Annotated in this window: 16 protein-coding genes and 1 pseudogene; 7 read left to right on the forward strand and 10 right to left on the reverse strand. The window is 65.9% G+C overall.

Going from position 1 to position 23,046, the window contains the following annotated elements; translation table 11 throughout:
• Positions 1-29: 29 nt before the first annotated feature.
• Positions 30-788, reverse strand: coding sequence for an ABC transporter substrate-binding protein (locus tag ACIPK7_RS29300; RefSeq protein WP_401091845.1), 759 nt, complete (start codon positions 786-788; stop codon positions 30-32).
• A gap of 178 nt (positions 789-966) precedes the next feature.
• Here ACIPK7_RS29300 and ACIPK7_RS29305 point away from each other — a divergent pair, with 178 nt between their 5' ends.
• Positions 967-1,743 carry an IclR family transcriptional regulator gene (locus ACIPK7_RS29305; protein WP_081516971.1) on the forward strand — a complete coding sequence of 259 codons (777 nt, stop codon included), beginning with the start codon at positions 967-969 and terminating at the stop codon, positions 1,741-1,743.
• A 10-nt stretch (positions 1,744-1,753) separates the two neighbouring features.
• On the opposite strand, the gene ACIPK7_RS29310 is transcribed toward ACIPK7_RS29305, so the two are convergent.
• The 5 genes from ACIPK7_RS29310 to ACIPK7_RS29330 all read right to left on the reverse strand — a co-directional run bounded on the left by ACIPK7_RS29310 (position 1,754) and on the right by ACIPK7_RS29330 (position 11,555).
• On the reverse strand, positions 1,754-5,734 hold the full coding sequence (locus tag ACIPK7_RS29310) for a response regulator (protein WP_401091847.1): 3,981 nt from the start codon (positions 5,732-5,734) through the stop codon (positions 1,754-1,756).
• Positions 5,735-5,783: 49 nt separating this feature from the next.
• Complete coding sequence (locus tag ACIPK7_RS29315; protein WP_192430955.1) at positions 5,784-6,917, reverse strand: HD-GYP domain-containing protein; 1,134 nt, start codon at positions 6,915-6,917, stop codon at positions 5,784-5,786.
• Positions 6,918-7,077: 160 nt separating this feature from the next.
• A complete protein-coding gene (gene cobF / locus ACIPK7_RS29320; protein WP_401091849.1) occupies positions 7,078-7,842 on the reverse strand; it encodes a precorrin-6A synthase (deacetylating) in 765 nt (254 codons plus the stop codon).
• A 200-nt stretch (positions 7,843-8,042) separates the two neighbouring features.
• Positions 8,043-10,340: a 5-methyltetrahydropteroyltriglutamate--homocysteine S-methyltransferase gene (metE, locus tag ACIPK7_RS29325; RefSeq protein WP_401091851.1), complete on the reverse strand. Its 2,298-nt coding sequence runs from the start codon at positions 10,338-10,340 to the stop codon at positions 8,043-8,045.
• A gap of 417 nt (positions 10,341-10,757) precedes the next feature.
• Positions 10,758-11,555, reverse strand: coding sequence for a helix-turn-helix domain-containing protein (locus ACIPK7_RS29330; RefSeq protein WP_192430958.1), 798 nt, complete (start codon positions 11,553-11,555; stop codon positions 10,758-10,760).
• An 85-nt stretch (positions 11,556-11,640) separates the two neighbouring features.
• Between ACIPK7_RS29330 and panB the strand changes: the two genes are divergently transcribed.
• Both panB and ACIPK7_RS29340 read left to right on the forward strand, forming a co-directional pair.
• Positions 11,641-12,465 (forward strand): 3-methyl-2-oxobutanoate hydroxymethyltransferase, encoded by an 825-nt coding sequence (gene panB / locus ACIPK7_RS29335; protein ID WP_192430959.1) that lies wholly within the window; start codon positions 11,641-11,643, stop codon positions 12,463-12,465.
• Between the two features lie 71 nt (positions 12,466-12,536).
• Positions 12,537-12,983: a GNAT family N-acetyltransferase gene (locus tag ACIPK7_RS29340; protein WP_192430960.1), complete on the forward strand. Its 447-nt coding sequence runs from the start codon at positions 12,537-12,539 to the stop codon at positions 12,981-12,983.
• Between the two features lie 4 nt (positions 12,984-12,987).
• On the opposite strand, the gene ACIPK7_RS29345 is transcribed toward ACIPK7_RS29340, so the two are convergent.
• Positions 12,988-13,656 carry a TIGR04211 family SH3 domain-containing protein gene (locus tag ACIPK7_RS29345; RefSeq protein ID WP_192430961.1) on the reverse strand — a complete coding sequence of 223 codons (669 nt, stop codon included), beginning with the start codon at positions 13,654-13,656 and terminating at the stop codon, positions 12,988-12,990.
• A gap of 308 nt (positions 13,657-13,964) precedes the next feature.
• Here ACIPK7_RS29345 and ACIPK7_RS29350 point away from each other — a divergent pair, with 308 nt between their 5' ends.
• On the forward strand, positions 13,965-14,300 hold the full coding sequence (locus ACIPK7_RS29350) for a co-regulatory protein PtrA N-terminal domain-containing protein (RefSeq protein WP_192430962.1): 336 nt from the start codon (positions 13,965-13,967) through the stop codon (positions 14,298-14,300).
• A 17-nt stretch (positions 14,301-14,317) separates the two neighbouring features.
• On the opposite strand, the gene ACIPK7_RS29355 is transcribed toward ACIPK7_RS29350, so the two are convergent.
• Both ACIPK7_RS29355 and ACIPK7_RS29360 read right to left on the reverse strand, forming a co-directional pair.
• Complete coding sequence (locus tag ACIPK7_RS29355) at positions 14,318-15,703, reverse strand: heavy metal sensor histidine kinase (protein ID WP_192430963.1); 1,386 nt, start codon at positions 15,701-15,703, stop codon at positions 14,318-14,320.
• Complete coding sequence (locus ACIPK7_RS29360; protein ID WP_192430964.1) at positions 15,700-16,374, reverse strand: heavy metal response regulator transcription factor; 675 nt, start codon at positions 16,372-16,374, stop codon at positions 15,700-15,702. The genes ACIPK7_RS29355 and ACIPK7_RS29360 overlap by 4 nt, the downstream gene beginning before the upstream one ends.
• 439 nt (positions 16,375-16,813) lie before the next feature.
• Here ACIPK7_RS29360 and ACIPK7_RS29365 point away from each other — a divergent pair, with 439 nt between their 5' ends.
• The 3 genes from ACIPK7_RS29365 (at position 16,814) to ACIPK7_RS29375 (ending at position 22,609) form a co-directional block, all read left to right on the forward strand.
• Positions 16,814-18,025 (forward strand): TolC family protein, encoded by a 1,212-nt coding sequence (locus ACIPK7_RS29365; protein ID WP_401091859.1) that lies wholly within the window; start codon positions 16,814-16,816, stop codon positions 18,023-18,025.
• 171 nt (positions 18,026-18,196) lie between these two features.
• Positions 18,197-19,447: an efflux RND transporter periplasmic adaptor subunit gene (locus ACIPK7_RS29370; RefSeq protein ID WP_401091855.1), complete on the forward strand. Its 1,251-nt coding sequence runs from the start codon at positions 18,197-18,199 to the stop codon at positions 19,445-19,447.
• 12 nt (positions 19,448-19,459) lie between these two features.
• On the forward strand, positions 19,460-22,609 hold the full coding sequence (locus ACIPK7_RS29375) for a CusA/CzcA family heavy metal efflux RND transporter (protein WP_401091857.1): 3,150 nt from the start codon (positions 19,460-19,462) through the stop codon (positions 22,607-22,609).
• Between the two features lie 334 nt (positions 22,610-22,943).
• On the opposite strand, the pseudogene ACIPK7_RS29380 reads toward ACIPK7_RS29375, so the two are convergent.
• Positions 22,944-23,046, reverse strand: a pseudogene (locus ACIPK7_RS29380) (IS110 family transposase); the annotation flags it as partial.

Consider the following 23,046-nt stretch of genomic DNA (forward strand, 5'->3'; position numbering starts at 1 on the left):
CGTGGGAGCGGCGGGGAGAACGGCGGACGTCAGTCCAGGTGCCACTTGCCGATGATGGCGGCGAGGGTGCCGTCGGCCTTGATGCTGGCGATGCCCTGGTTGACCTGGGCGAGCAGTTGCGGGTCGCCCTGGCGCAGGATCAGGCAGACTTCGCCCTTGATCTGCGGTTGGTAGCTGTCCACCAGGCGTACCTTCTTCAGGCTGCCCTTGGCCATCTGGTAGGCGAGGATCGGGTGGTCGCCGAAGCCGGCCTTGATGCGCCCGAGCGCCAGGTCGCGGGTGAGGTCGGCGAGGGAGTCGTAGCCGCGCACTTCCTTGAAGATGCCGCGCTGGTTGAGCTTGTCGATGAAGATGGTGCCGACCTGGGCGCCAACCACTTCGCCCTTGAAGTCATCCATGCTGGCGTAGGCCTTGTCGTCGTCGGCGCGCACCACCAGTCCTTCGCCGTACTCGAACACCGGGTCGGAATACTGCACCACTTTCTCCCGCTCGGGCGTGCGCAGCATGGCGGCGGAAATCAGGTCGATCTTCTTAGCGGTGAGCGAGGGAATCAGCGCGGCGAAGGTGGTCTGGGCGATTTCCACGTCAAAGCCGCCGGCCTTGGCCACGGCCTGAGCGGAGTCGACCATCATGCCCTGGATGCTGTTGGTCTTGACGTCGAGGAAGGTGAAAGGCACGCCGGTGGCGGTGGCACCGACTTTCAGAGGTTCGGCCTGGGCGGCGAAGGATGCAGCGCAGCTGGCGACGAGCGCGAGGGCGCAGGAAAACACGCGGAGGCGAGGATGCATTGGTGAACTCCCATTTGACGCGGATTTGTTGTCTTTATGCGTTATGGATAGCCTCAAGTATCGGCAGGAGGCGTTGGTCGCAATATAAATGATTTACAAGAATCGTAAAGAGATTTATAAATATCGCATATCGATATTTGTGGCCTGATAAAGGCATGTTTCCTGCCAAGGACGAGACATGAGCGACAACGAAAACAGCCTGTTCAACCAGTCACTGGAAAAGGGCTTGGCCGTGCTGCGCGGCTTCAACGCGCGCAACCGCACCATGAACTTGGCGGAGGTAGCCGAGGCTGCGGATATCACCAAGAGTTCGGCGCAGCGGATGATCCACACGCTCGAAGCGCTGGGGTACGTGAGCAAGCACCCGCAGACCAAGCGCTTCCAGCTGACGCCGCAGGTGATGGAGATCGGCTACAACTACCTCGCCGCCGACACCCTGGTCGACGTGGCCAACCCCTTCCTCGCGGAGCTGGCGCAGACTACCGGCGAGACCACCAACCTCACCGAGCCGGTGCGCACGGACATGCTCTATGTCGCGCGCTTCGTGGGGCCCAAGTTCATCCCGATTCACCTGCCCATCGGCAGCCGCATCCCCATGTATTGCACCGCCTCGGGTCGCGCCTTTCTGAGCGCGCTGAGCGATGACGAGGTGCTGGAGTTGCTTCAGGGCAGCGACCTTTCCAGCCACACCCAGTACACCCGGACGTCGCTGGAAGAAATCCTCGCGGAGATCGCCGAGATCCGCCGCAAGGGTTATGCGATCAACAGCGAGGAGCTGTTTCTGGGAGACATGGCGGTGGCCGCGCCGGTGCGCAACAGCCAGGGCCGCCCGGTGGCTTCGGTGCATGTGGTGGCGCCCACCAGCCGCTGGACCCGCGAAGACGCCGAGCGCCGCCTGGCGCCGGCGGCCATCGAGTGCGCACGGGCGATCAGTACCTCGATCAGGACGCTCTGAGGCGGCTCGCTCAGGCTTGCGGCCGCAGCGGCTCGGGCATTGTGTCCAGCAGCCGTTGCAGCTGCGTCAGGGCACGTTCGTAGTCAAATCCTTCGACGGCTTCGGTTATCTCCCGCAGCAGCCCGGCCCGTGGCGGGTCCGAGAACGCGTTGCCCAGCCGGGCGATCAGTTCGCCGGCACTGGTGTCGCTGTCTTCCAGCAAGGTGAGCAGCCGCTGGAGGAGGGCTGTGACCTGCTCGTCTGGCAGGGCGGCAGCAGGTGCTTCTGCAGGAGGCACTGCGGGGAGCGCTGCGCCGAGATTCGCCAGGCCAGTCAGCACCGTTTCCAACTGCGCCTGCACATCGAACAGCAGACGTGAGATCAGCTCTTCCGGGGAAGGTCCCTGGCAGGCGTCCTCGAGCACGGTGGCGGCCCGTGCCAGCGCCAGGGCGCCGATGTTGGCGGCTGCGCCGCGCAGGGTGTGGGCGGCGCGGCGACGGGCAGTCGGGTCGGCCGTGGAGTCGAGGGCACGAAACTCGCCGACGAAGCCTCGGTAGCTGGTGCGGAAGCGCTGCAGCAGTCGTTCGTAGAGTGCCGCCTTGCCGGCGCAGGTGGCCAGCCCGGCGCGGCTGTCGATGTCCGGCAGGTCGAACTGGCTGGCGGGCGATACCGTCGGCGCCGGCGCGTTTGCAGTGTCCCGGCGCTGCCGCGGCTCGATCCAGCGCGACAGGGTGAGGAACATCGCGGGCGGGTCGACGGGCTTGGCGATGTGATCGTTCATGCCGGCGGCCAGCGCCAGTTCGCGGTCTCCGGCCATGTTGTTGGCGGTCATGGCGATGACCGGCAGCTGCGCCAGTTCCGGCCGCTGGCGCAGCGCCTGGGTCGCCGCGTAACCGTCGAGCACGGGCATCTGGCAGTCCATCAGTACGCAGTCGAAATGCCGGTCGACGGCCAGCCGGTCCAGCGCTTCCTGGCCATTGCAGGCCAGCACGATCTCGATGCCGGCATCGCCCAGCAGCTCCATCGCCAGCTCCTGGTTCAGCTCGTTGTCCTCAACCAGCAATACCCGGCTGCCGGCGACCCGGGCCATGGCCTCGTCGGCGGCGCTCTGGCGTTCGCGGCTGCGCGGCTCGACGACGCTCTGCTTGCCCAGGGCGATGTTGATCGATTCCAGCAGGGTGGAGGGCGTCACGGGTTTGGTCAGCACCGTGCCCAGCTCGATGCCGCGTTGCTGGGCGGCATCGAGCGCTTCCTCGCGGCCGAAGGCTGTCACCATGATCACCGCCGGGACGCTCTCGCAGTGGCCGTCGTGCAGCCGCGCGACCACCTCGATGCCGTCCATGCCCGGCATCTGCCAATCCACCAGCACAAGCTGGTAGGGCAGCTGCCGCTGTTCCGCTTCTCTGATCCATTCCAGCGCCTCGTTGCCGTTGCGCGCGACGTCCACTTCGAGGCCGTAGCTGAGCGCCATGCCGGAGAGAATTTCCCGCGCCGAGGCGTTGTCGTCGACCACCAGGGCGCGCACCCCGAGCAGTTCGTCCGCCCGCAGCATGCGCCGAGGCGCGGCCGCCTCGGGGATGCCGAAATGTGCGTGGAAGTGGAACACCGATCCCTTGCCCGGCTCGCTCTCCACCCAGATGCGTCCGCCCATGAGCTCCACCAGGCTCTTGGAGATCGACAGCCCCAGCCCGGTGCCGCCGTAGCGGCGCGACGTGGAGGAGTCCGCCTGGATGAACGACTGGAACATGCGCCCGCATTGCTCGGCGGTCATGCCGATGCCAGTGTCGCGCAGCCAGAAGTGCAGTTCCGCGTCCTGAGGGCCGAGAGCGACGGGATCGATGCCAAGGACGATCTCCCCGTGCTCGGTGAACTTCACTGCGTTGTTGCCCAGGTTGAGCAGGATCTGGCCCAGGCGCAGCGGGTCGCCGACCAGGGAGGTCGGCAGGTCCTGGCTGAGTTGGAAGAGCAGTTCCAGGGAGCGCTCCTCGGCCTTGAAGCCGACCAGCGCCGAGAACTGCTCAAGCACGTCTTCCAGCCGGAATTCGACGTGCTCCACGCTCATCATCCCGGCTTCGATCTTCGAGAAGTCGAGGATGTCGTTGATGATGCCGAGCAGGCCCTCGGCAGAGCGGTGGACCTTCTGCACGTAGTTGTACTGGCGTGTGTTGAGGCCGCTTTTCAGGGCGAGGCTGCTCATGCCGATGATCACATTCATCGGCGTGCGGATTTCATGGCTCATGTTGGCGAGGAACTCGCTCTTGGCGCGGGTCGCTTCCTCGGCCAGCTCCTTGGCGCGATGCGTCTGCTGCTCGACCAGCTTGCGCTCGGTAATGTCGTACAGCCAGGCGAGCACGGCGGGCTCGCCATGGTGGAGGACGGGCAGGTAGGTCGCGAGGATGTCGCGCTCGCCACCGTGGCTGTCGTACATGCGGACTTCGCGTTCGATCATCTGTTCGCCTGCCAGCATCTCGTTCCAGATTTCCTCGCGTTCGGCCCTCTCGACATAAAGACCGACCGCGGCATCGCCGACCTTCAGGCCGAAGTTCTCGACGAACGCGGGATTCACCAGGTGCAGGTGCTCGCGGGTGGCGATGGCGACGCTGACCGGGCTGCAGTCGAGGATGTACTGCAGGCGCTTTTCGCTTTCCTGGAGGGCGGCGGCCTGTTGCTCCATCAGTTCCGCCTGGCTCAGGGTCTCCTTGAGCAATTGCTCGGTGCGCGAGTTGCGCTCGAGGATTTCCAGGTTCATCGCCAGCAACGGCACGAACTCGTCCAGCAGCGACCTCTGGATCGGCTCCAGCACCTTCAGGCCCTCCAGTGCCAGTACGCCGACCAGGCGCTCGCCGTGGATCAGCGGGAGTACATCGAGGAACAGCGGCGGCGCATACTCGCCCGCGTGTTGCCGATCGGGCTGGTGCAGATGGATCGGCGCGCGCTGCTTGGCGCGCTGGCCGACCAGACCCTGGCCGAGGGGCACCCGCCGGGGCAGGTCTGGCGGCGCTGCATAGCTGCCCAGCAGGACCAGCTCTTCGCTGTCCTGCGCGTGGACGTGCAGCGAGGCGCGGCGCAGCGCCAGCAAGGGCGCGAGGGCGGTCAGGGTGCGATCGCCCAGCTCGCTGGAGCCAGCGACCGACTGCATCTGCCCGCTGAGCGTCGCCACCTGGGTCTTCACCCAGCGCTGGTCGGCCATCTGTTGCGCTTCGGACTGCAGGGCGGTGATCGCCCGCGCCATTTCGCCGACTTCGTTGGGGTAATCCTGGAACGGTACCTGCACATCCAGTTCGCCCTTGCTCAGGGCATCCACCGAGAACCGCAACTGGTCGGCCGGCCGACGAATCGACTGGCTGATCAGGATGCCGAACAGCACGCCGCCTCCAAGGCCCAGCACCAGAAGCCAGATGGTCAGCTGGACACTGCGGTAAAAGCGCTCCGTGGCCAGATTCACCTCCAGGTCCGCGCCCTGGCGCTTGACCTGAGCCACCTCGGCCAGCGCCTGGTTGGCGACCTCGCCCGGCCGTTGCAATGCGGTGGAGGAGAGCAGGGCGATGGCCCCCAGATCGGTGGCTTGTCCGCGGCGGATAGGCTGGTCGTTGAGCTCCAGTACATGCTTGATCTGATCCTGGTACTCCTCGTAGGCGGCCTCGAATCGCACCAGCCCCTGCTGGGCGGAGGTCCGGTAGATAAGCGGCCGCGCCAGTTCGATTTCCTCGCGCAGGTTGCTGCGAACTTCGTTGAACTGCTTGACTGCCTGCGCCCGGCCGTTCTCGTCGGCGGCCAGCACGAACTGGCGGATGCTGCGTCCCATGCCCGCCAGTGCAACTCGGGCCGCCTCGATGTGCGAAAGACCGAGCATCTCTTTCTCGTAGATCACATTGATCTGTTCGATCTGTTGACGCTGCACATGCAGGCCGTAAAGGCCGAGAAACAGGGCGAGCAGCAGGATGCCGCCGAACCCTAGCACCAGCCGGGTACGCAGCTTCAGGCGCTGCAGATAGCCGAGCAGATTCACCATCGGGCCGCCTCCTGGCCGGGGTTGGCGCGAGCGTTGCGGGTTATGCCTTTCAGGCCCCCGGAGTTGCCACGGCCGGGTCGCCATCACTGTCGTTGAAGCGCTCGGCAATGCCGCGGAACTCATCTTCCAGCGCGAGGAAGGCATCCACGATGTCCGGGTCGAAGTGCATGCCGCGCTGGGACTGGATGTACTCCACCGCCACCGCGTGCGACATCGCGGGCTTGTAGACCCGCTTGCTGATCAATGCGTCATAGACATCGGCCACTGCCATCAACCGCGCCGAGAGTGGGATCGCGTCGCCGGCCAGGCCTTCGGGGTAGCCCGAGCCGTCCCACTTCTCGTGGTGGCCGTAGGCAATCTGCTTGGCCAGGCGCAGGAAGGGCACGTCCATGCCCAGGCGCTCCTCGGCCTTCTCCAGGGCATCGAGCCCCAGGGTGGTGTGCTTCTTCATCAGCTCGAATTCCTCGGCGGTGAGCTTGCCGGGCTTGAGCAGGATGTGGTCGGGAATGCCGACCTTGCCGATATCGTGCAGCGGTGCGGACTTCAACAGTAGCTGCCGCGTCTCCTCGTCCAGCTCGGCGGCGAAGCGTGGGTGCTGATGCAGGTGCTCGGCCAGCGCGCTGACGTAGTGCTGGGTGCGGCGGATGTGGTTGCCGGTCTCGTTGTCGCGGGTCTCGGCCAGGGATGCCATGGCGATGATGGTGACGTCCTGGATCGCCGCCAGCTCGCGGGTGCGGCGCTGCACTTCCTGTTCGAGGAATTCGTTCTGGTCGCGCAGGAAGTCGGCGGCGGCCTTGATGCGCAGCTGGTTATCCACGCGCATCAGCACGGTGGGCGGGTTGATCGGTTTGGTGAGGTAGTCCACCGCGCCCAGTTCCAGTCCACGGATTTCCTCGTCGGCGGCGACCTGTGTGGTGATGAAGATCACCGGGATTCGCTGCGTACGGATGTCTTCACGCAGACGTCGGCAGACCTCGAAACCGTTCATGCCGGGCATCATCACGTCCAGCAGGATGAGGTCCGGCGGATCGTCGGACTGGGCGATCTGCAGTGCCTTTTCGCCGGTTCGCGCGGCCTTGACGCGGTACAGCAGCTTGAGCAGCTCCGAGAGGAGTGTGAGGTTCTCGGGAGCATCGTCGACGATGAGGATCGTCGGACGAACAACGGGACCAGGTGCATTCATTGACCATCCTCCGCCGAAGGCTGCGCGCCAGAGGATTTCCTTTCTGCGCGCCGGGATCAGTATAGACCTCGCCGGGCTTGGACCCCGGGCCAGGTCGCCGTGCGTGCGACCAGCCGTCGCGGCACGACGAAATGACTCTAGCCGCTTTTGCGCAGGCTGCTCAGGCGTCCTTCGGCGCGCGCCGTAGCAGGTAGGTGTCCATGATCCAGCCGTTGGCCTCGCGGGCCGCCTGGCGGGTGCGCTGGATGTCTGCGCCGACTTCGGCGAGCCGCCCGCTACGGAGGATTTCGTCTGTCGTGCCGACGTAGGCGCCCCAGTAGATTTCCAGCTCCGGGTCGTCCAGCTGGCGGTAGGTGTCCTCGGCGTCGAGCATCACCACGACGCTCTCGGCATTGGCCGGAAAGCCCTCGGCCAGGCGGCGGCCGGTGGTAATCTGCACCGACTGGCCAATGGCGTTCAGCGGCACCCGGTGGCGCGCGGCGAGCGCCTGCACGCTGGTGATGCCGGGGATCACCTGGTAGTCGAAGCTCACCCGGCCCTCGCGCAGCACGGCATCGAGGATGCGCAGGGTGCTGTCGTAGAGCGACGGGTCGCCCCAGACGAGGAAGGCTCCGCACTGACCGTCCTGCAGTTCGTCCGCGATCAGGCGCTCGAACACCTGCTGCTTGGCGAGGTTGAGGTCGCGCACCTGCCCGGCGTAGTCGCCCTCGCGCACGCGCTCGGGGCTGTCGGCTTCGACGATGCGGTAGTCGCCGCGGGTGACGTAGCGCCCGAGGATGTCGCGGCGCAGCTGGATCAGCTTGTCCTTGGCCGCGCCCTTGTCCATGAGGAAGAACACGTCCGCGCGGTTCATCGCATTGATCGCCTGCACGGTGAGGTACTCGGGGTCGCCGGCGCCGATGCCGATGATGAGCAGCTGCTTCATGTCTGGTTCCGCATTACTGGGTTCGAAGGGCTCCAAGAGTACGCCTGTCCGGCGCTGCGCTCATCTGGCGGATCGCCGCGGTAGCAGCAGCGTAGGGCGGATAACGCCTGGGGCGTTATGCGCCCTACGCGGACGTCATCGCCCTCAGCCCGTAGGATGGGTATCGCTAGGCTCCACGCCATCCTGCATACAGCGCCCTCTCAGCCCAGCAGTGCCAGGTCCTTGCGCAGCTCGCGGGCCGCCGCGACCATGTTAACCAGCGCCGCTTCCGTTTCTGGCCAGGCACGTGTTTTCAGGCCGCAGTCAGGGTTGACCCACAGGCGCTCGGCGGGAATCCGTTGCGCGGCCTTGCGCAGCAGCTTGACCATCTCGTCCTTGCCCGGCACACGTGGCGAATGGATGTCGTAGACGCCCGGACCGATTTCGTTGGGGTATTCGAACTTCTCGAAGGCTTCCAGCAGCTCCATGTCCGAGCGCGAGGTTTCGATGGTGATCACGTCGGCGTCCATGGCGGCGATGGATTCGATCACGTCGTTGAACTCGCTGTAGCACATGTGGGTGTGGATCTGGGTTTCGTCGCGCACGCCGGAGGCGCACAAACGGAAGGCTTCGGTGGACCAGTCGAGGTAGCGGCCCCAGTCGCTGCGGCGCAGTGGCAGGCCCTCGCGGAAGGCGGCTTCGTCGATCTGCACGATCCTGATGCCCGCGCGCTCCAGGTCGACGACCTCGTCGCGGATCGCCAGGGCCAGCTGGCGCGCCTGGGTTTCGCGGGAGACGTCCTCGCGCGGGAAGGACCACATCAGCATGGTCACCGGGCCGGTCAGCATGCCCTTCATTACCTTGCTGGTGAGGCTTTGCGCGTATCGGATCCACTCCACTGTCATCGCCTTCGGCCGGCTCAGGTCGCCGAAGATCACCGCCGGCTTCACGCAGCGCGAGCCGTAGCTCTGCACCCAGCCAAAGCGGGTGAAGAGGTAGCCGTCGAGCTGCTCGGCGAAGTATTCGACCATGTCGTTGCGCTCCGCCTCGCCGTGTACCAGCACGTCGAGGCCCAGGTTTTCCTGGATTTCCACGGCATGGCGGATTTCGCTGTGCATGGCCTCGGTGTAGTCGGCGACGCTGAGCTTGCCTTGCTTGAAGGCCTGGCGCGCCAGGCGGATGGCCGAGGTTTGCGGGAAGGAGCCGATGGTGGTGGTGGGGAAGTCCGGCAGGTTGAGGCCGGCGCGTTGCTTGACGATGCGCTGGGCAAAGGGCGACTGGCGCTGGCTATCGGCGGCTTTCACTGCCGCGAGACGGGCTTTCACCTCCGGTTTGTGGATGCGAGGCGAGGCAGCGCGGCTGGCCTGCACGGTGCGGCTCTGCTCCAGCGCGGCGAGGACTTGCGGAGCTTCGGGCTGATTGATGGCGCGGGCGAGCAGGGCGACTTCGGCGCACTTCTGCACGGCAAAGGCCAGCCAGCTCTTCAGCTGGGCATCCAACTGGTCTTCGCGCTCCAGGTCCACCGGGCTGTGCAGCAGCGAGCAGGACGGCGCGACCCAGAGGCGATCACCTACGCGGTCATGGGCATGGCGCAGCACTTCCAGGCTCTTCTCCAGGTCGCAGCGCCAGACGTTGCGACCGTTGACCACGCCGAGGGAAAGAATCTTGTAGGCCGGCAGGCGGTCGAGGATGGTCGGGAACTGCTCCGGTGCGCGCACCAGGTCGAGGTGCAGCCCATCTACCGGCAGGCCGGCGGCCAGTCCCAGGTTGTCGTCCAGGCCGCCGAAGTAGGTGGCCACCAGCTTCTTCAGCGGCTCGCTCTGCAGCAGGTTGTAGGTGCGCTCGAAGGCGTTCTTCCAGTCCGGCGGCAGGTCGAGGGCGAGGATCGGTTCGTCGATCTGCACCCACTCCACGCCTTGCGCGGCCAGGCGGCGGAAAATCTGACCGTAGAGCGGCAGCAGGCGCTCGACCAGATTCAGCTTGTCGAAGTCGGCCCCTTTGGTCTTGCCCAGCCAGAGATAGGTCAGTGGGCCGATGACCACCGGTTTTACCTGATGGCCGAGGGCGTGGGCTTCCTCCACTTCCTCGAACAGTTGCTCCCAGCTCAGTTCGAACTGCTGGTCAGCGCTGAATTCGGGGACGAGGTAGTGGTAGTTGGTGTCGAACCACTTGGTCATCTCTTGGGCATGCGCGCCGCAGCACCCCGTACTGACGCCTCGCGCCATGGCGAACAGGGTCTGCAGGGTGGGCTTGGCTTCGCCATGGCCACGGAAGCGTTCCGGGATGACACCAAAGGTCAGCGAGTGGGTCAGCACCTGGTCGTACCAGGCAAAGTCGCCCACCGGCAGCAGGTCGATGCCGGCGTTCTTCTGCACTTGCCAGTGGGCGGCGCGCAGCTCGCGGCCAATAGCGCGCAGACCGGCTTCGTCCAGTTCGCCCTTCCAGAAGGCTTCCTGGGCTTTCTTCAGCTCGCGGTCGCGGCCGATGCGGGGAAAGCCGAGGTTGTGTGCCAGCGCCATGTGAATCTCTCCATTGAATCAACGATGGCGAGATTTTCCCGGTGGATGCTGCATGAGACAAACTCAATATTCTTGTGATGAACATAAGAGATTCTCATGTTGCTTTGGCTTGCTGCAGGAGGGGGGCAACGTCCGCGCAAGCAGCCGCCAACCTATCGCGTCCCTCTTTGTAGGATGGGTATCGCTGTGCTCCACCCATCCGACGTCGGCGCCCTACGGCAGGGCCTGCGTTGGGCGTTCGCGAGCAAGCTCGCTCCTACAGGGTGCGGCGATACGGCTCTTCGTAGAAGCGAGCTCGCGAACCGCAGGTCAATCGGCGGATAACCCGTTCCGGGTTATGCGCCCTACGGTCTGTGCATTCTGGTGTTAACCCGCAGGAGCGGACCTTGTCCGCGAATTCCTTCTTCTCGCGCCGGCCTATCCGTCGCGTCCGCGCATCTGCCGCGCCAGAGCTCCAGGCGAGGTGTGGAGCTGGCGCTGGAACAGTTCGATGAACGCTGAAGTAGATTCGTAGCCCAACTCACCGGCAATGAGTGTCACCGACTCGCCGCGTTCCAGCCTCGGCAGTGCTGCCAGCAGTCGCACCCGCTCGCGCCATTCGCGGAACGACAGCCCGGTCTCGTCGCGGAACAGTCGCGCCAGGGTGCGCCGCGAGGCACCGACGCGCTGCGCCCAGTCTTCGATGCCCAGGCGTTCGCCGGGATATTCCTGCAGGTGATCGGTGACGCGCCGCAGGCGGGCATCACGCGGCAGCGGCAGGGCCAGGCCGGAGTCCGGCGCGCTGTGCAACTCGTCCACCAGCACCTGCATGAGCCGGGCTTCAGGTCCTCCGTCGGGGTAGTCGCGGGAGAACTCGCTGGCGCGCTGGATGAGGTTGTCCAGCAGCGGCGAGATTTCCAGCACGCGGCACGGCCCCAGGCCGACCGCCAGTTCCGGCGCCAGGTAGAAGCTGCGATGCACCACCAGCGTGCGCGCACGGGCGCTGTGGCGAACGCCCGCCGGCAGCCACATCGCCCGGCGCGGTGGAATCACGCAGGCGTACTGTTCGGTCGTCGCCTCGAGTACGCCGCTGGCGGCGTACATCAGTTGGCCCCAGGGATGGGAGTGGGTCTCCACCTCGTGGCCGGCAGGCATGTCGAAGGCGCGTAGCCACACCGGGCGGGGCAGCGAAGTGAAGCCGGGAAGTGCCAGAGCATCCTGTCCCGCTGACGGCATAGCTTGTCTCACTGTCGGAAGTGGGTCATGGAGGGCCGATGGTAGCGTCTTCCCCGGTCAATATCAGCCACCCGTGGAGAGCACCATGAGCAGCCATCGTCCGCAACAACGCCTGTCGATCCTGGACATCCGCCAGCGCCGCGAGCCCGGCAGCCTGGTCGTGCTGACTGCCTACTCGGCGCCCATGGCGCGGTTGCTAGACCCGCACGTCGACATGCTACTGGTGGGGGACTCGCTGGGCATGGTGCTCTACGGCATGCCGCACACCCTGGCCGTCAGCCTCGACACCATGATTGCGCACGGCGCCGCCGTGGTCCGGGGCTCGCAACGGGCGTGCGTGGTGGTGGACATGCCCTTCGCCAGCTACCAGGCCTCGCCGCAACAGGCGTTCCTCGCTGCCGCGCGGGTGCTCGCCGAAAGTGGAGCGCAGGCGCTGAAGCTGGAAGGCGGTGCGGAGATGGCCGAGACCATCGCCTTCCTGGTCGAGCGTGGCATTCCGGTGATGGCGCATATCGGCCTGATGCCGCAGAAGGTCAACGCCCTCGGCGGCTTCAAGGTACAGGGCAAGGAGGAAGCCGGCGTTGCGCGGGTGCTGCGCGACGCTGATGCGGTCGCTGCCGCCGGAGCCTTCAGCGTGGTGCTCGAAGGCGTGCTGGAGCCGGTGGCGCGGCAGGTCTGCGAGCGGCTGGAGATCCCGGTGATCGGTATCGGCGCCTCACCCGCTTGCGCCGGGCAGGTGCTGGTGACCGAGGACATGCTGGGACTATCTGGCGAGCAGATCCCGCGCTTCGCCCAGCAGTATGTGCGGGTGGACGAGCTGATCGGCGCGGCGGCCGAACGCTTCGCCAGCGAGGTGCGTGGGCGCGAGTTTCCACAGGCGCGGCATTGCTTTGGGATGGCGAGGGAGTGAGTCGCAAAGGCGCTTGCCTCTGTTGGCCGGCATCGTCAGTCTCGTGGGGTTTAAGGCCATGGACGCCCGCAATGAACCTCTCGTTCCGCCTCGCCCATATCACCGATGTCCCCTACGTGCAGCGCGGCGAAGAGGCCTATATCCGCCAGTGGGAGCCCGCCCATGAGGCGCGCTGGCGCGAAGACTTCGACCGGCACCTCGCGCGCTGGCTGGAGCACTTCGAGCGCCTGACCATCGCGGAGTACGAAGGCGAGAGTATTGGCTACAGCTTCTGGTTGCCCGAGGAGGGCAGTGCAGAGCTTTGCACCTTGGGCGTCAGCGTGGCGTGGCGGGGAAAGGGCGTCGGTGCGGCGCTTTTGCAGCGCTACATCGCCGATGCCCGGCAGGAAGGCTGCACGCGACTGAAGCTCAGCGTGCGCCCTGATAACCCGGCGCGGCGCCTCTACGAGCGCGCCGGGTTCGAGCCGCAGGGCAGCGACGCCCTGGGCTATCGGCAATACGAGCTGCGCATCGACTGAAGCGTCAGACCCACTCGGTGCTGCGCTTGCGGCGCACACGCAGCATGGTCGGCAAGATCAGCCCGGCGAGCAGGCCGGCGCCGGCGATGCTGCCGCCGTAGGCCATGTAGCGCATTAACACCTGCTTGTTCTCGTCGCCCAGTTGCGCCTGGGTATCACGCAGCTGCGAGCGTGCCTGGTTCAGCTCGGCGTCCAGCGCGCTGCGCGCGGCCTGCAACTCGTCGATGAGCTTCTTGCGCGCGTCCAGGGTTTCCTGCATGCCCTGCACGCGGTTTTTCCAGGAGTCGTCGATGGTCTGCAACTGGGTGGTCAACTCGGTGACCTTCTGTTCCAGCGAGGGCAAGCGCTCGGCCTGACCGGGCTTCTCCTGCAGGTCTTTGCTGGCGATCCACACGGTGCTGCCGCTGTCGCTGCGTACCTGGCTGTAGTCGCCAGAAGTGCTGACCAGCTGGACCTTTTGGCCGGAGGTCAGGGTGCCGACGATGCGGTAGCCGTCGGTGGGGCCGCTGCGCACGTAGGTGCTCAGGCTGTCGTTCACCCAGCGCGCGTTGCTGGCGGGCTCCTCGGCCCTGACCGGGGCGCCTGCGGCCAGCAGACCGGCGAACAGGCAGGCACCCAGGATGCGGGTCTGGAGGGAAGAAACTCGTGCGGGGAAGCGACGCGATAGGGACATGGGCAATCTTCACATGACTTGGAACGAAACCCGCCTTGCGGGAGCGAAAACGTCGGCCGGGAAACTTATTGAGAACTGACCGGGTGGCCAATGGCCAGGAAACCCACCCGGGGGGCCGACAGCACACAGACAGTTGTCGGACGCCGAGAGTTCACCGTTGAGAAAATGCACGGATGAGTGGTGGAAATTGCCTGTAATGGCAGGGAAGCCCGTGTGCCGGATAACCGAATCGTCATCCTTGCCTCAGCTTCCCGTTAGCGGCGGCCTCTTAAGGTGGAGTCACTTTCAACCACCACGAGGTGACTGCCATGAAACTCTCCCGCATCTTTCTGACCGCGGCCCTGCTGGGCGCTTCCTCCCTGGCCCTGGCCGACGGTGGCGGCGACATCACCTTCGCCCGCATGGAGCAGGCCCGCCAGCAAGCCATGCAGGCCCGCCAGAGCGCACCGTCGCCTACGCAGATCGCCGAGGCGAAGCAGTACACCTATGGGATGAACCTGGACATCGCCGAGGTCGTCGCAGTAACGCCCATGAGCAACGACTGCGGCGTGATTCCGGTGCAGTTGCGCTACAAGGATTCCTTCGGCGACGAGCAGGCCATCGAGTACCGCACTGAGCGCGTCGCCTGCCGCGCCACCCGCTGATCCTGAACTGATGGCGTTCAGTCGGGTGAGGAAGGAAACGTCAAGAGGAAGCGCGTCGGCCCTTCCTCCGAGCTTTGCGCGCTGGTCGACCCCAGATGCAAGTCCATGATCGAGCGCACGATGGCCAGCCCCAGGCCCGTGCCGCCCTGCGCGCGCGAGCGGCCCTTGTCCACCCGGTAGAAACGCTCGAACAGGTGCTCCAGGTGCTCGGCGGCAATGCCTGCGCCAGGGTTCTGCACCTGCAGCGTCACGGCTTCGCCATCGTCCCGAATTTGCACGCTGATGCGCTCGCCCTCGGGCGTGTGGCGGATGGCGTTGGACAGCAGGTTGGAAATGGCGCGCTGGATCATCAGGCGGTCGCCCACCACCAGTCCGTTACCTTCGATGACGATGGAGAGCGACTTCTCCTCGGCACTGAAATCGAACAGTTCGGCGACCTTCGCCGCCTCCTCTTCCAGCCGCACCGGCTCCTGCGGCAGCAGCGTGCGCGGATGGCTGACCTGGGCGAGAAACAGCATGTCGCTGACGATCCGACCGACCCGCTCCAGTTCCTCGGTGCTCGCCGCCAGCACCGCTTCGTACTCTTCCTTTTCCCGTGGCCGCGACAGCGTCACCTGAGCCTTGCCCAGCAGGTTGCCGATGGGCGAGCGCAGTTCGTGGGCGATGTCGTCGGAGAACTGCGTGAGCTGCTGCACGCCGCCATCCAGCCGATGCAGCATCAGGTTCAGTGCCCGCGCCGCCTTGCCCAGCTCACGTGGCAGGTCCTGCAGCGGAATGCGGTGGCTGAGGTCCTGAGTGGTGACCAGCGAAGCAACCTGACCAAACTGGCGCAACGGCTGCAGGCCACGCTTGGCCACCAGGCGCGCGCCGAGGGCGATCAGCAGCAGCAGCGGTGGCACCGCTAGCCAGGCCGAACGCAGGAAAGCGCCGAGCAGCGCGTCGTCGTCGCGCCGATCCAGGGTGAGGAACACCCGCAGGCTGTTGCCGTCGCGCAGACGGACAAGGCTGCGTTCGGTGAGCAGCCGGCGGCCGTCCGGCGCGGTCCAGCCGAAGGCGCGACCGTTGCCGGCGAACTCATCGAGTATCGGCAGATCGGCATGCGGCCCGCTGCTGAATTGCGCCGCTCGCCCGCGCCGTTCATCGAGCAGCGCGGCGCTGAGGTTGTCGTGGCCCATCAGTTGGTCCTGCAGGGCGTGGCCGCGCAGGGGGAGGGCGGCGAGGCCGGGGTCGGCCTCCAGCGCGTGGCGCAGTTGCCCGAGCTTGTCCTCCAGCTCGCGGTGGGCGCGTTGGTCCAGCTGATGGTCGAGGGCTAGATAGGCCAGGGTGAGCAGCAGGATCATCAGCACCGAACCCAACAGGCCGACCCACAGGCCGATGCGCAGCGACAGGCTGGCTGGCTTCATACGCGGGGCTCCAGCACGTAGCCGACCCCGCGCAGGGTGTGGATCAGCTTGTCGGCGAAGGGATCGTCGACCTTCGCGCGCAGGCGGCGGATGGTGACTTCCACCACGTTGGTGTCGCAGTCGAAGTTCATGTCCCAGACCAGCGAGATGATCTGCGTGCGCGAGAGCACTTCGCCGCTGCGGCTCATCAGCAGGTGCAGCAGGGCGAACTCCTTGCTGGTCAGGTCGATGCGCTGGCTGTCGCGATAGGCGCGATGGCGGCCGGGGTCCAGCTCCAGCCCGCCGATCTGCAGGACCTGCGGCTGGTCGATGCGTTCGCTGCGGCGCATCAGCGAGCGTACGCGGGCCAGCAGTTCGGGGAACTCGAAGGGCTTGAGCAGATAGTCGTCGGCGCCCAGGTCGAAGCCTTTCACCCGCTCGGTGAGGCGGCCGCGGGCGGTCAGCATCATCACCCGGATGTCGCTGTGCTGGCGCAGGCTGGCGAGCACGCCCCAGCCGTCCATCTGCGGCAGGTTCACATCGAGGATGACCAGATCGTAGGCGCACTGGCGGGCCAGGTGCAGGCCGTCGACGCCGTTGTCGGCGCGGTCGACGACATAGCCACTTTCGCTCAGTCCCTGTTGCAGATAATCGGCCGTCTTGTGGTCGTCCTCGATAAGCAGGATTTTCATGAATAGTTACCCGGTAATTGCGTGAAGAGTGATGCCGCAGGCGTAGGGAAAGTTCAGGCCGACAACGAGAAAGGCGCGCAGTCTAGAAGCTGTAGCGACTTCAGGGTCAACGGTGGCGATGTCGCATTTCTTGCTGCTGAAGAAATGCTGAAAGTTCTGTAGGTGGCTGGTCTTAAAGGAATTTCAGAAGTGATCGGGTTTCGCTGAAGTTCGTTGAATTGTTTCCTGAAGTTACCTGGAAGAAGCGCGTGGCCTTTTTAAATACATACAACGGGAAGTCGGCAGATGGCCAATTACATGTTTGTAATTATCCAGTCACCTTGCCGCTAGAGAGGCACTTCTAGATTCGCCGGTGGAAATGACGGCATGCCGTCGAAGTTGACTCCACCGTGCGAGGTTCGCCGTGTTTTCAAGACGTAATGGATGGGCCGCGCCGGCAATGCTGCTGGCGTTGTTGCTCTGGCAGTTGCCAAGCAAGGCGCAGGCCCGCGAGATCGGAATCGAGGAGGCCCTGCAGGCCGCTGCCAGCGGTAATCCTGAGCTAGCCGCCAGCGGCAGGGAAATCGGCATCGCCCAGGGGCTGCGCGATCAAGCTGGCCTGCTGCGCAACCCGACCTTGTCCTGGGAGCAGGAGGGCACCGAGTCGCGCAATCGCACCACCACCCTCGGCATCAGCCAGCCGCTGGAGCTGGGCGGCAAGCGCGGCGCGCGGGTGGAGCTGGCCGAGCGCGGCCAGGACGTCGCAGCGCTGGGCCTTGAATCGCGGCGCAACCAATTGCGTGGCGAGGTGATCGCGGTTTTCTTCACGGCCTTGCGCGCTCAGGAGCGGGAGCGCCTGGCGCAGCAGACCGTAGAGCTGGCACAGCGCGGCGTGACCGCCGCTGAGGGGCGCGTGCGCGCCGGCAAGGCGCCGCCTCTGGAGGCCAACCGCGCGCAGGTGCAACTGGCCGAGGTACGTCTGGAGCAGGACCGCGCCCGTCGCGAACGCGCGGATGCCAACCAGGCGCTGGCCGCGCTGATGGGTCGGACCTCGCCGGACTTTACCGGCGTGCGCGCCGAAAGCGCCGGGGCCTTGCCCGCGCTGCCAAATCCCGATGAGCTGCTGCGCCGCCTCGGCGACAGCGCAGAAATGCGCCTGGCGCAGGGTCGCATCGACGAGGGCGAAGCCGCCGTGCGCCTGGCGAAGACCCAGCGCATTCCCGACCTCGATGTCAGCCTGGGCAGTCAGGAGGCCATCGAGGAGGGCAACCGCGACCGCATGGCGGTGATCGCTTTCAGCCTGCCGTTGCCGCTGTTCGATCGCAACCAGGGCAACATCCTTGCCGAGTCACGTCGCTCCGATCAGGCTCGCGACCTGCGCAATGTCACCGAGCTGCGCCTGCGCCAGGAAACCCAGCAGGCGCTGCAGCAGTGGAGCACCGCCCAGGGTGAGGTGAATACCTTCCGCCATACCATCCTGCCTAGCGCCCAGACCGCCGTGGAAAGCGCCACGCGCGGTTTCGAGATGGGCAAGTTCGGCTTCCTCGAAGTGCTTGACGCCCAGCGCACGCTGATCACTGCCCGCGACCAGTACCTGCGCGCGCTGGCCCAGGTCAGCGACGCCTGGGGACGGATCGAAAGGATCTACGGCGATGTCGGCGCGGCCCACTAACCGTTGCCGGGCCTGGCTCGGCCTGCTGCTCCTGAGCCTGACGCCAACGGCTGCCGCACCCATTACCGGCGTGCCCGTGCACTGGTGCGTCCACGAGCTCTTCAGCACTCTCAATCACCCTGCCGTGCTTGCGCTGCGACGCGGCGCCGGCGGAAATTTCCCGGAGCTTCCATGATCAAGAAAACCCCTCTTGCCGCCACCGTTCTGCTGGCCTCCGTGCTGGGCGTCAGCGCCTACGCCTGGATGGGCAGCGAACAGGCCGGTGACAGCCACCTCGACGACGCGACCCATGCGGACGGCGAGCACCACGGCAACGCCGCGCCGACGCGTCATGCCGAAGCAACCAGCCATGTCGATGGCGAGCATCACACCGTTCAGGATACGGAAGGCGAAGAGGAGGGCCTGCACCTCAGCCCTGCGCAGATACAGGCTGCCGGCATCCAGTTGGCCACGGCTGGGCCGCAGGCGCTGAACGAAGCGTTCAGCCTGCCCGGCGAGATCGGCTTCGACCAGGACCGCACCGCCCACGTCGTGCCGCGCACCCCCGGCGTGGTGGAGTCGGTGGCGGTGGACCTCGGGCAGAGCGTGAAGAAAGGTCAGCTGCTGGCAGTGATCGCCAGCCAGCAGGTCTCCGAGTTGCGCAGCGAGCTGGCCGCCGCTCAGCGCCGGGTGAGCCTGGCGAGCAGGACCTTCGAGCGTGAGCGTGAGCTGTGGCGGGAGAAGATTTCTGCCGAGCAGGACTACCTGCAGGCGCGCCAGGACCTGGAAGAAGCGCGCATCGGCCTGACTAACGCGCAGCAGAAGACCAACGCGCTGAGCGGCGTGTCAGCCAGCGCTGGCGGCAATCGCTATGAGCTTCGCGCGCCTTTCGACGGCGTGGTGGTGGAGAAGCACCTGGTACCCGGCGAGGTGGTCAGCGAGACCACTGCGGCTTTCACGCTGTCCGACCTGTCGCGGGTCTGGGCCAGCTTCAGCGTGGCGCCGCAGGACTTGGCGCGAGTGCAAGTGGGCAAGCCGGCGCGGGTGGAGGCGACGGACCTCGGGATGCAGGTCGACGGCCGCGTCAGCTATGTCGGCAACCTGCTCGGTGAGCAGACCCGCAGCGCGTTGGCCCGCATCACCCTGGCCAATCCCGACGGCGCCTGGCGCCCCGGCCTGTTCGTCAACGTGCGGGTGAGCAGCAGTGCGCGCCAGGTGCCGGTCGCGGTGCCGGAGCAGGCGATCCAGGAGGTGGAAGGCAAGCCCAGCGTCTTCGTGCGCAGCGCAGAAGGCTTCGACCCGCGGCCAGTTGATCTCGGCGCGCGCAGCGCAGGGCTCGTCGAGGTGCTGGCCGGGCTTGTCGCCGGTGACCAGGTGGCGACTGAAGGCAGCTTCATTCTCAAGTCGGAGCTGGGCAAGGGCTCGGCGTCCCACGCGCACTGACGGGGCGAGACCATGTTCGAACGCATCATTCGTTTCGCCATTGAGCAGCGCTATCTCGTGCTGCTCGCTGTCCTCGGCATGGCCGGCCTGGGTATCGCCAGCTACCAGCAGCTGCCCATCGACGCGGTGCCCGACATCACCAACGTGCAGGTGCAGGTCAACACGTCAGCGCCGGGCTTCACGCCGCTGGAGACCGAGCAGCGCGTCACCTACCCGGTGGAGACCGCCATGGCGGGCCTGCCGGGCCTGCAGCAGACGCGCTCGATCTCGCGCTCGGGGCTGTCGCAGGTGACGGTGATCTTCAAGGACGGTACCGACCTGTTCTTCGCCCGCCAACTGGTCAACGAACGCTTGCAGCAGGCGCGCGAGCAACTGCCCGAGGGCGTCGAGTCGGCCATGGGGCCGATCTCCACCGGCCTCGGGGAAATCTTCCTGTGGACCATCGAGGCCGAGCCGGGCGCGCGCAAGGAGGACGGCAGCGAGTACACGCCGACCGACCTGCGGGTGATCCAGGACTGGGTGATCAAGCCGCAGTTGCGCAACGTGCCCGGCGTCGCCGAAGTGAACACCATCGGCGGCTTCGCCAAGCAGTTCCAGGTTGCGCCCGATACCCGCCGGCTGGCGGCCTACCGGTTGACCCTGGCGGATGTGATCGCCGCGCTGGAGCGCAACAACGCCAACGTCGGCGCCGGCTACATCGAGCGCAACGGCGAGCAGTTGCTGGTGCGCGCACCGGGGCAGGTGGGCAGCCTGGAGGACATCGCCAATATCGTGGTGGCCAATGTCGACGGCACGCCGATACGCCTGCGCAACATTGCCGAGGTCGATCTCGGCCGCGAGCTGCGTACCGGTGCCGCCACCGAGGATGGCCGCGAAGTGGTGCTCGGCACGGTGTTCATGCTGATCGGCGAGAACAGCCGCACCGTCGCCAAGGCTGCCGCCGCCAAGCTCGAAGAGATCAACCGTACGCTGCCGGCCGGGGTCAAGGCGGTGACCGTCTACGACCGCACGCAACTGGTGGACAAGGCCATCGCCACGGTCAAGCGCAACCTTACCGAGGGCGCGATCCTGGTGATCGCGGTGCTCTTCCTGTTCCTCGGCAACATCCGCGCGGCGCTGATTACCGCCATGGTGATCCCGCTGGCCATGTTGTTCACCTTCACCGGCATGTTCAGCAACCGCATCAGCGCCAACCTGATGAGCCTCGGCGCGCTGGACTTCGGCATCATCGTCGACGGCGCCGTGGTGATAGTCGAGAACGCCATCCGCCGCCTGGCCCACGCGCAGCAGCACCACGGCCGCATGCTGACCCGCAGCGAGCGCCTGCATGAGGTCTTCGCCGCGTCGAAAGAAGCGCGCCGGGCGCTGATCTACGGCCAGCTGATCATCATGGTGGTGTACCTGCCGATCTTCGCGCTGACCGGCGTCGAGGGGAAAATGTTCCACCCCATGGCCTTCACCGTGGTGCTGGCGCTGCTGGGCGCGATGATCCTCTCGGTGACCTTTGTGCCGGCGGCCATCGCGCTGTTCATCACCGGCAAGGTCAAGGAAGAGGAGAACCTGCTGATGCGCGGTGCGCGCCGCGCCTACGAGCCGGTGCTGGACTGGGTGATGGCGCGTCGCGCGCTGGTAATTGCCAGCGCTGCCGTGCTGGTGGTGCTTTCCGGGCTGCTCGCCAGTCGTATGGGCAGCGAGTTCGTGCCCAGCCTGGGCGAGGGCGACTTCGCCCTGCAATCGCTGCGCACGCCGGGGACCAGCCTGTCGCAATCGGTGGCCATGCAGGAAAGGCTCGAGCGCCAGGTGCTCGACAAGGTGCCTGAGGTGCAGCGCATGTTCAGCCGCACCGGCACCGCGGAGATCGCCTCCGACCCGATGCCGCCTAACATTTCCGACGCCTACGTGATGCTCAAGCCCAAGGAGCAGTGGCCCGACCCGAAGAAGAGCCGCGCGCAGCTGGAGGCGGAAATCCAGGAGGCAGCCAACGGCGTGCCGGGCAGCGCCTACGAGTTGTCGCAGCCGATCCAGCTGCGTTTCAACGAGCTGATTTCCGGGGTGCGCAGCGACGTGGCGGTGAAGGTCTTCGGCGATGATATGGACGTGCTGAACAAGACTGCCGAGCAGATTGCCGGTGTATTACGTCAGGTGCAGGGCTCGTCCGAGGTGAAGGTCGAGCAGACCAGCGGCCTGCCGGTGCTCACCGTCAACATCGACCGTCAGCGAGCAGCGCGCTATGGGCTGAATGTCGGTGACATCCAGGAAAACGTCGCCGTGGCCATCGGTGGCCGTGAGGCGGGCACGCTGTTCGAGGGCGACCGCCGCTTCGACCTGATCGTGCGTCTGCCGGAAAACCTGCGCAGCGATATCGACGCGCTGTCACGCATGCTCATCCCGGTGCCAGCGCCGGCCAACGCCACCGACTCGCGCATCGGCTTCATCACCCTGGGCGAAGTGGCGCGCCTGGAATTGGTGCAGGGGCCGAACCAGGTCAGCCGTGAGAACGGCAAGCGTCTGGTGGTGGTCAGCGCCAACGTACGTGGGCGGGATATCGGCTCGTTCGTCTCCGAGGCCAGCGCTAGCATCGGGCAGCAGGTGAAGCTGCAGGCCGGTTACTGGACCACATGGGGCGGCCAGTTCGAGCAGTTGCAGTCGGCGGCGCAACGCCTGCAGATCGTGGTGCCGGTGGCGCTGCTGCTGGTGTTCACCCTGCTGCTGATGATGTTCAACAACGTCCGCGACGGGCTGCTGGTGTTCACCGGGATTCCCTTCGCCCTCACCGGCGGCGTGGTCGCGCTATGGCTGCGCGATATTCCCTTGTCGATCTCCGCCGGCGTCGGTTTCATCGCGCTGTCGGGGGTGGCGGTGCTCAACGGCCTGGTGATGATCTCCTTTATTCGCAGCCTGCGGGAGGAGGGGCGCAACCTCGACGCGGCGATCCGCGAGGGCGCGCTGACGCGCTTGCGCCCGGTGCTGATGACGGCGCTGGTGGCCTCGCTGGGCTTCGTGCCCATGGCCTTGGCGACGGGCACGGGGGCGGAAGTGCAGCGGCCACTGGCGACGGTAGTGATCGGCGGCATCCTGTCCTCCACGACACTGACGCTGCTGGTGCTGCCGGCGTTGTATCGGTGGATGCATCGGCGGGATGAGGAGGGGCAGGGGGCCTGACATCTAGCTCCCTCTGGATGATGGGTGCGCCTAGCCAAGGGACGCTCCTACAGGTCAGCACCGGAGTTGCTGCTCTTGTAGGAGGGAACCTTGTCCGCGAAATCCCTTGCGGCGGAATTGGCAGTCACAGGCATATTCCATCGACCATCGACCATCGACCATCGACCATCGACCATCGACCATCGACCATCGACCCTCGACCATCGCCTGTCGGCGATTCGTGAAGGTTCTCCGCGATGCCTTTCCTCTTGCTTGTGGTCGGGCGTTCAGCGCCGCTTCGGCGTACGCGTGAACTTCTTGTTTCGCCCCCTCGGGCGAGCAACCGTGTTCGGCGTCAAGCTATTTTGGGCCGAAAAGGTGCCTGGTCACGGAGCATTGCGTTGAGGATGGTGAGCAGCTTGCGCATGCAAGCGACCAAGGCCACTTTGCTGGGTTTA

The organism is Pseudomonas sp. NPDC086581 (assembly GCF_044746165.1).
GTDB lineage: Bacteria > Pseudomonadota > Gammaproteobacteria > Pseudomonadales > Pseudomonadaceae > Pseudomonas.

Bases quoted from the DNA above. Each gene is read 5' to 3' on its own strand.
- ACIPK7_RS29300 (WP_401091845.1), bottom strand. From the start codon at position 788: ATGCATCCTCGCCTCCGCGTGTTTTCCTGCGCCCTCGCGCTCGTCGCC.
- ACIPK7_RS29305 (WP_081516971.1), top strand. From the start codon at position 967: ATGAGCGACAACGAAAACAGCCTGTTCAACCAGTCACTGGAAAAGGGC.
- ACIPK7_RS29310 (WP_401091847.1), bottom strand. From the start codon at position 5,734: ATGGTGAATCTGCTCGGCTATCTGCAGCGCCTGAAGCTGCGTACCCGG.
- ACIPK7_RS29315 (WP_192430955.1), bottom strand. From the start codon at position 6,917: ATGAATGCACCTGGTCCCGTTGTTCGTCCGACGATCCTCATCGTCGAC.
- cobF (WP_401091849.1), bottom strand. From the start codon at position 7,842: ATGAAGCAGCTGCTCATCATCGGCATCGGCGCCGGCGACCCCGAGTAC.
- metE (WP_401091851.1), bottom strand. From the start codon at position 10,340: ATGGCGCTGGCACACAACCTCGGCTTTCCCCGCATCGGCCGCGACCGC.
- ACIPK7_RS29330 (WP_192430958.1), bottom strand. From the start codon at position 11,555: ATGCCGTCAGCGGGACAGGATGCTCTGGCACTTCCCGGCTTCACTTCG.
- panB (WP_192430959.1), top strand. From the start codon at position 11,641: ATGAGCAGCCATCGTCCGCAACAACGCCTGTCGATCCTGGACATCCGC.
- ACIPK7_RS29340 (WP_192430960.1), top strand. From the start codon at position 12,537: ATGAACCTCTCGTTCCGCCTCGCCCATATCACCGATGTCCCCTACGTG.
- ACIPK7_RS29345 (WP_192430961.1), bottom strand. From the start codon at position 13,656: ATGTCCCTATCGCGTCGCTTCCCCGCACGAGTTTCTTCCCTCCAGACC.
- ACIPK7_RS29350 (WP_192430962.1), top strand. From the start codon at position 13,965: ATGAAACTCTCCCGCATCTTTCTGACCGCGGCCCTGCTGGGCGCTTCC.
- ACIPK7_RS29355 (WP_192430963.1), bottom strand. From the start codon at position 15,703: ATGAAGCCAGCCAGCCTGTCGCTGCGCATCGGCCTGTGGGTCGGCCTG.
- ACIPK7_RS29360 (WP_192430964.1), bottom strand. From the start codon at position 16,374: ATGAAAATCCTGCTTATCGAGGACGACCACAAGACGGCCGATTATCTG.
- ACIPK7_RS29365 (WP_401091859.1), top strand. From the start codon at position 16,814: ATGCTGCTGGCGTTGTTGCTCTGGCAGTTGCCAAGCAAGGCGCAGGCC.
- ACIPK7_RS29370 (WP_401091855.1), top strand. From the start codon at position 18,197: ATGATCAAGAAAACCCCTCTTGCCGCCACCGTTCTGCTGGCCTCCGTG.
- ACIPK7_RS29375 (WP_401091857.1), top strand. From the start codon at position 19,460: ATGTTCGAACGCATCATTCGTTTCGCCATTGAGCAGCGCTATCTCGTG.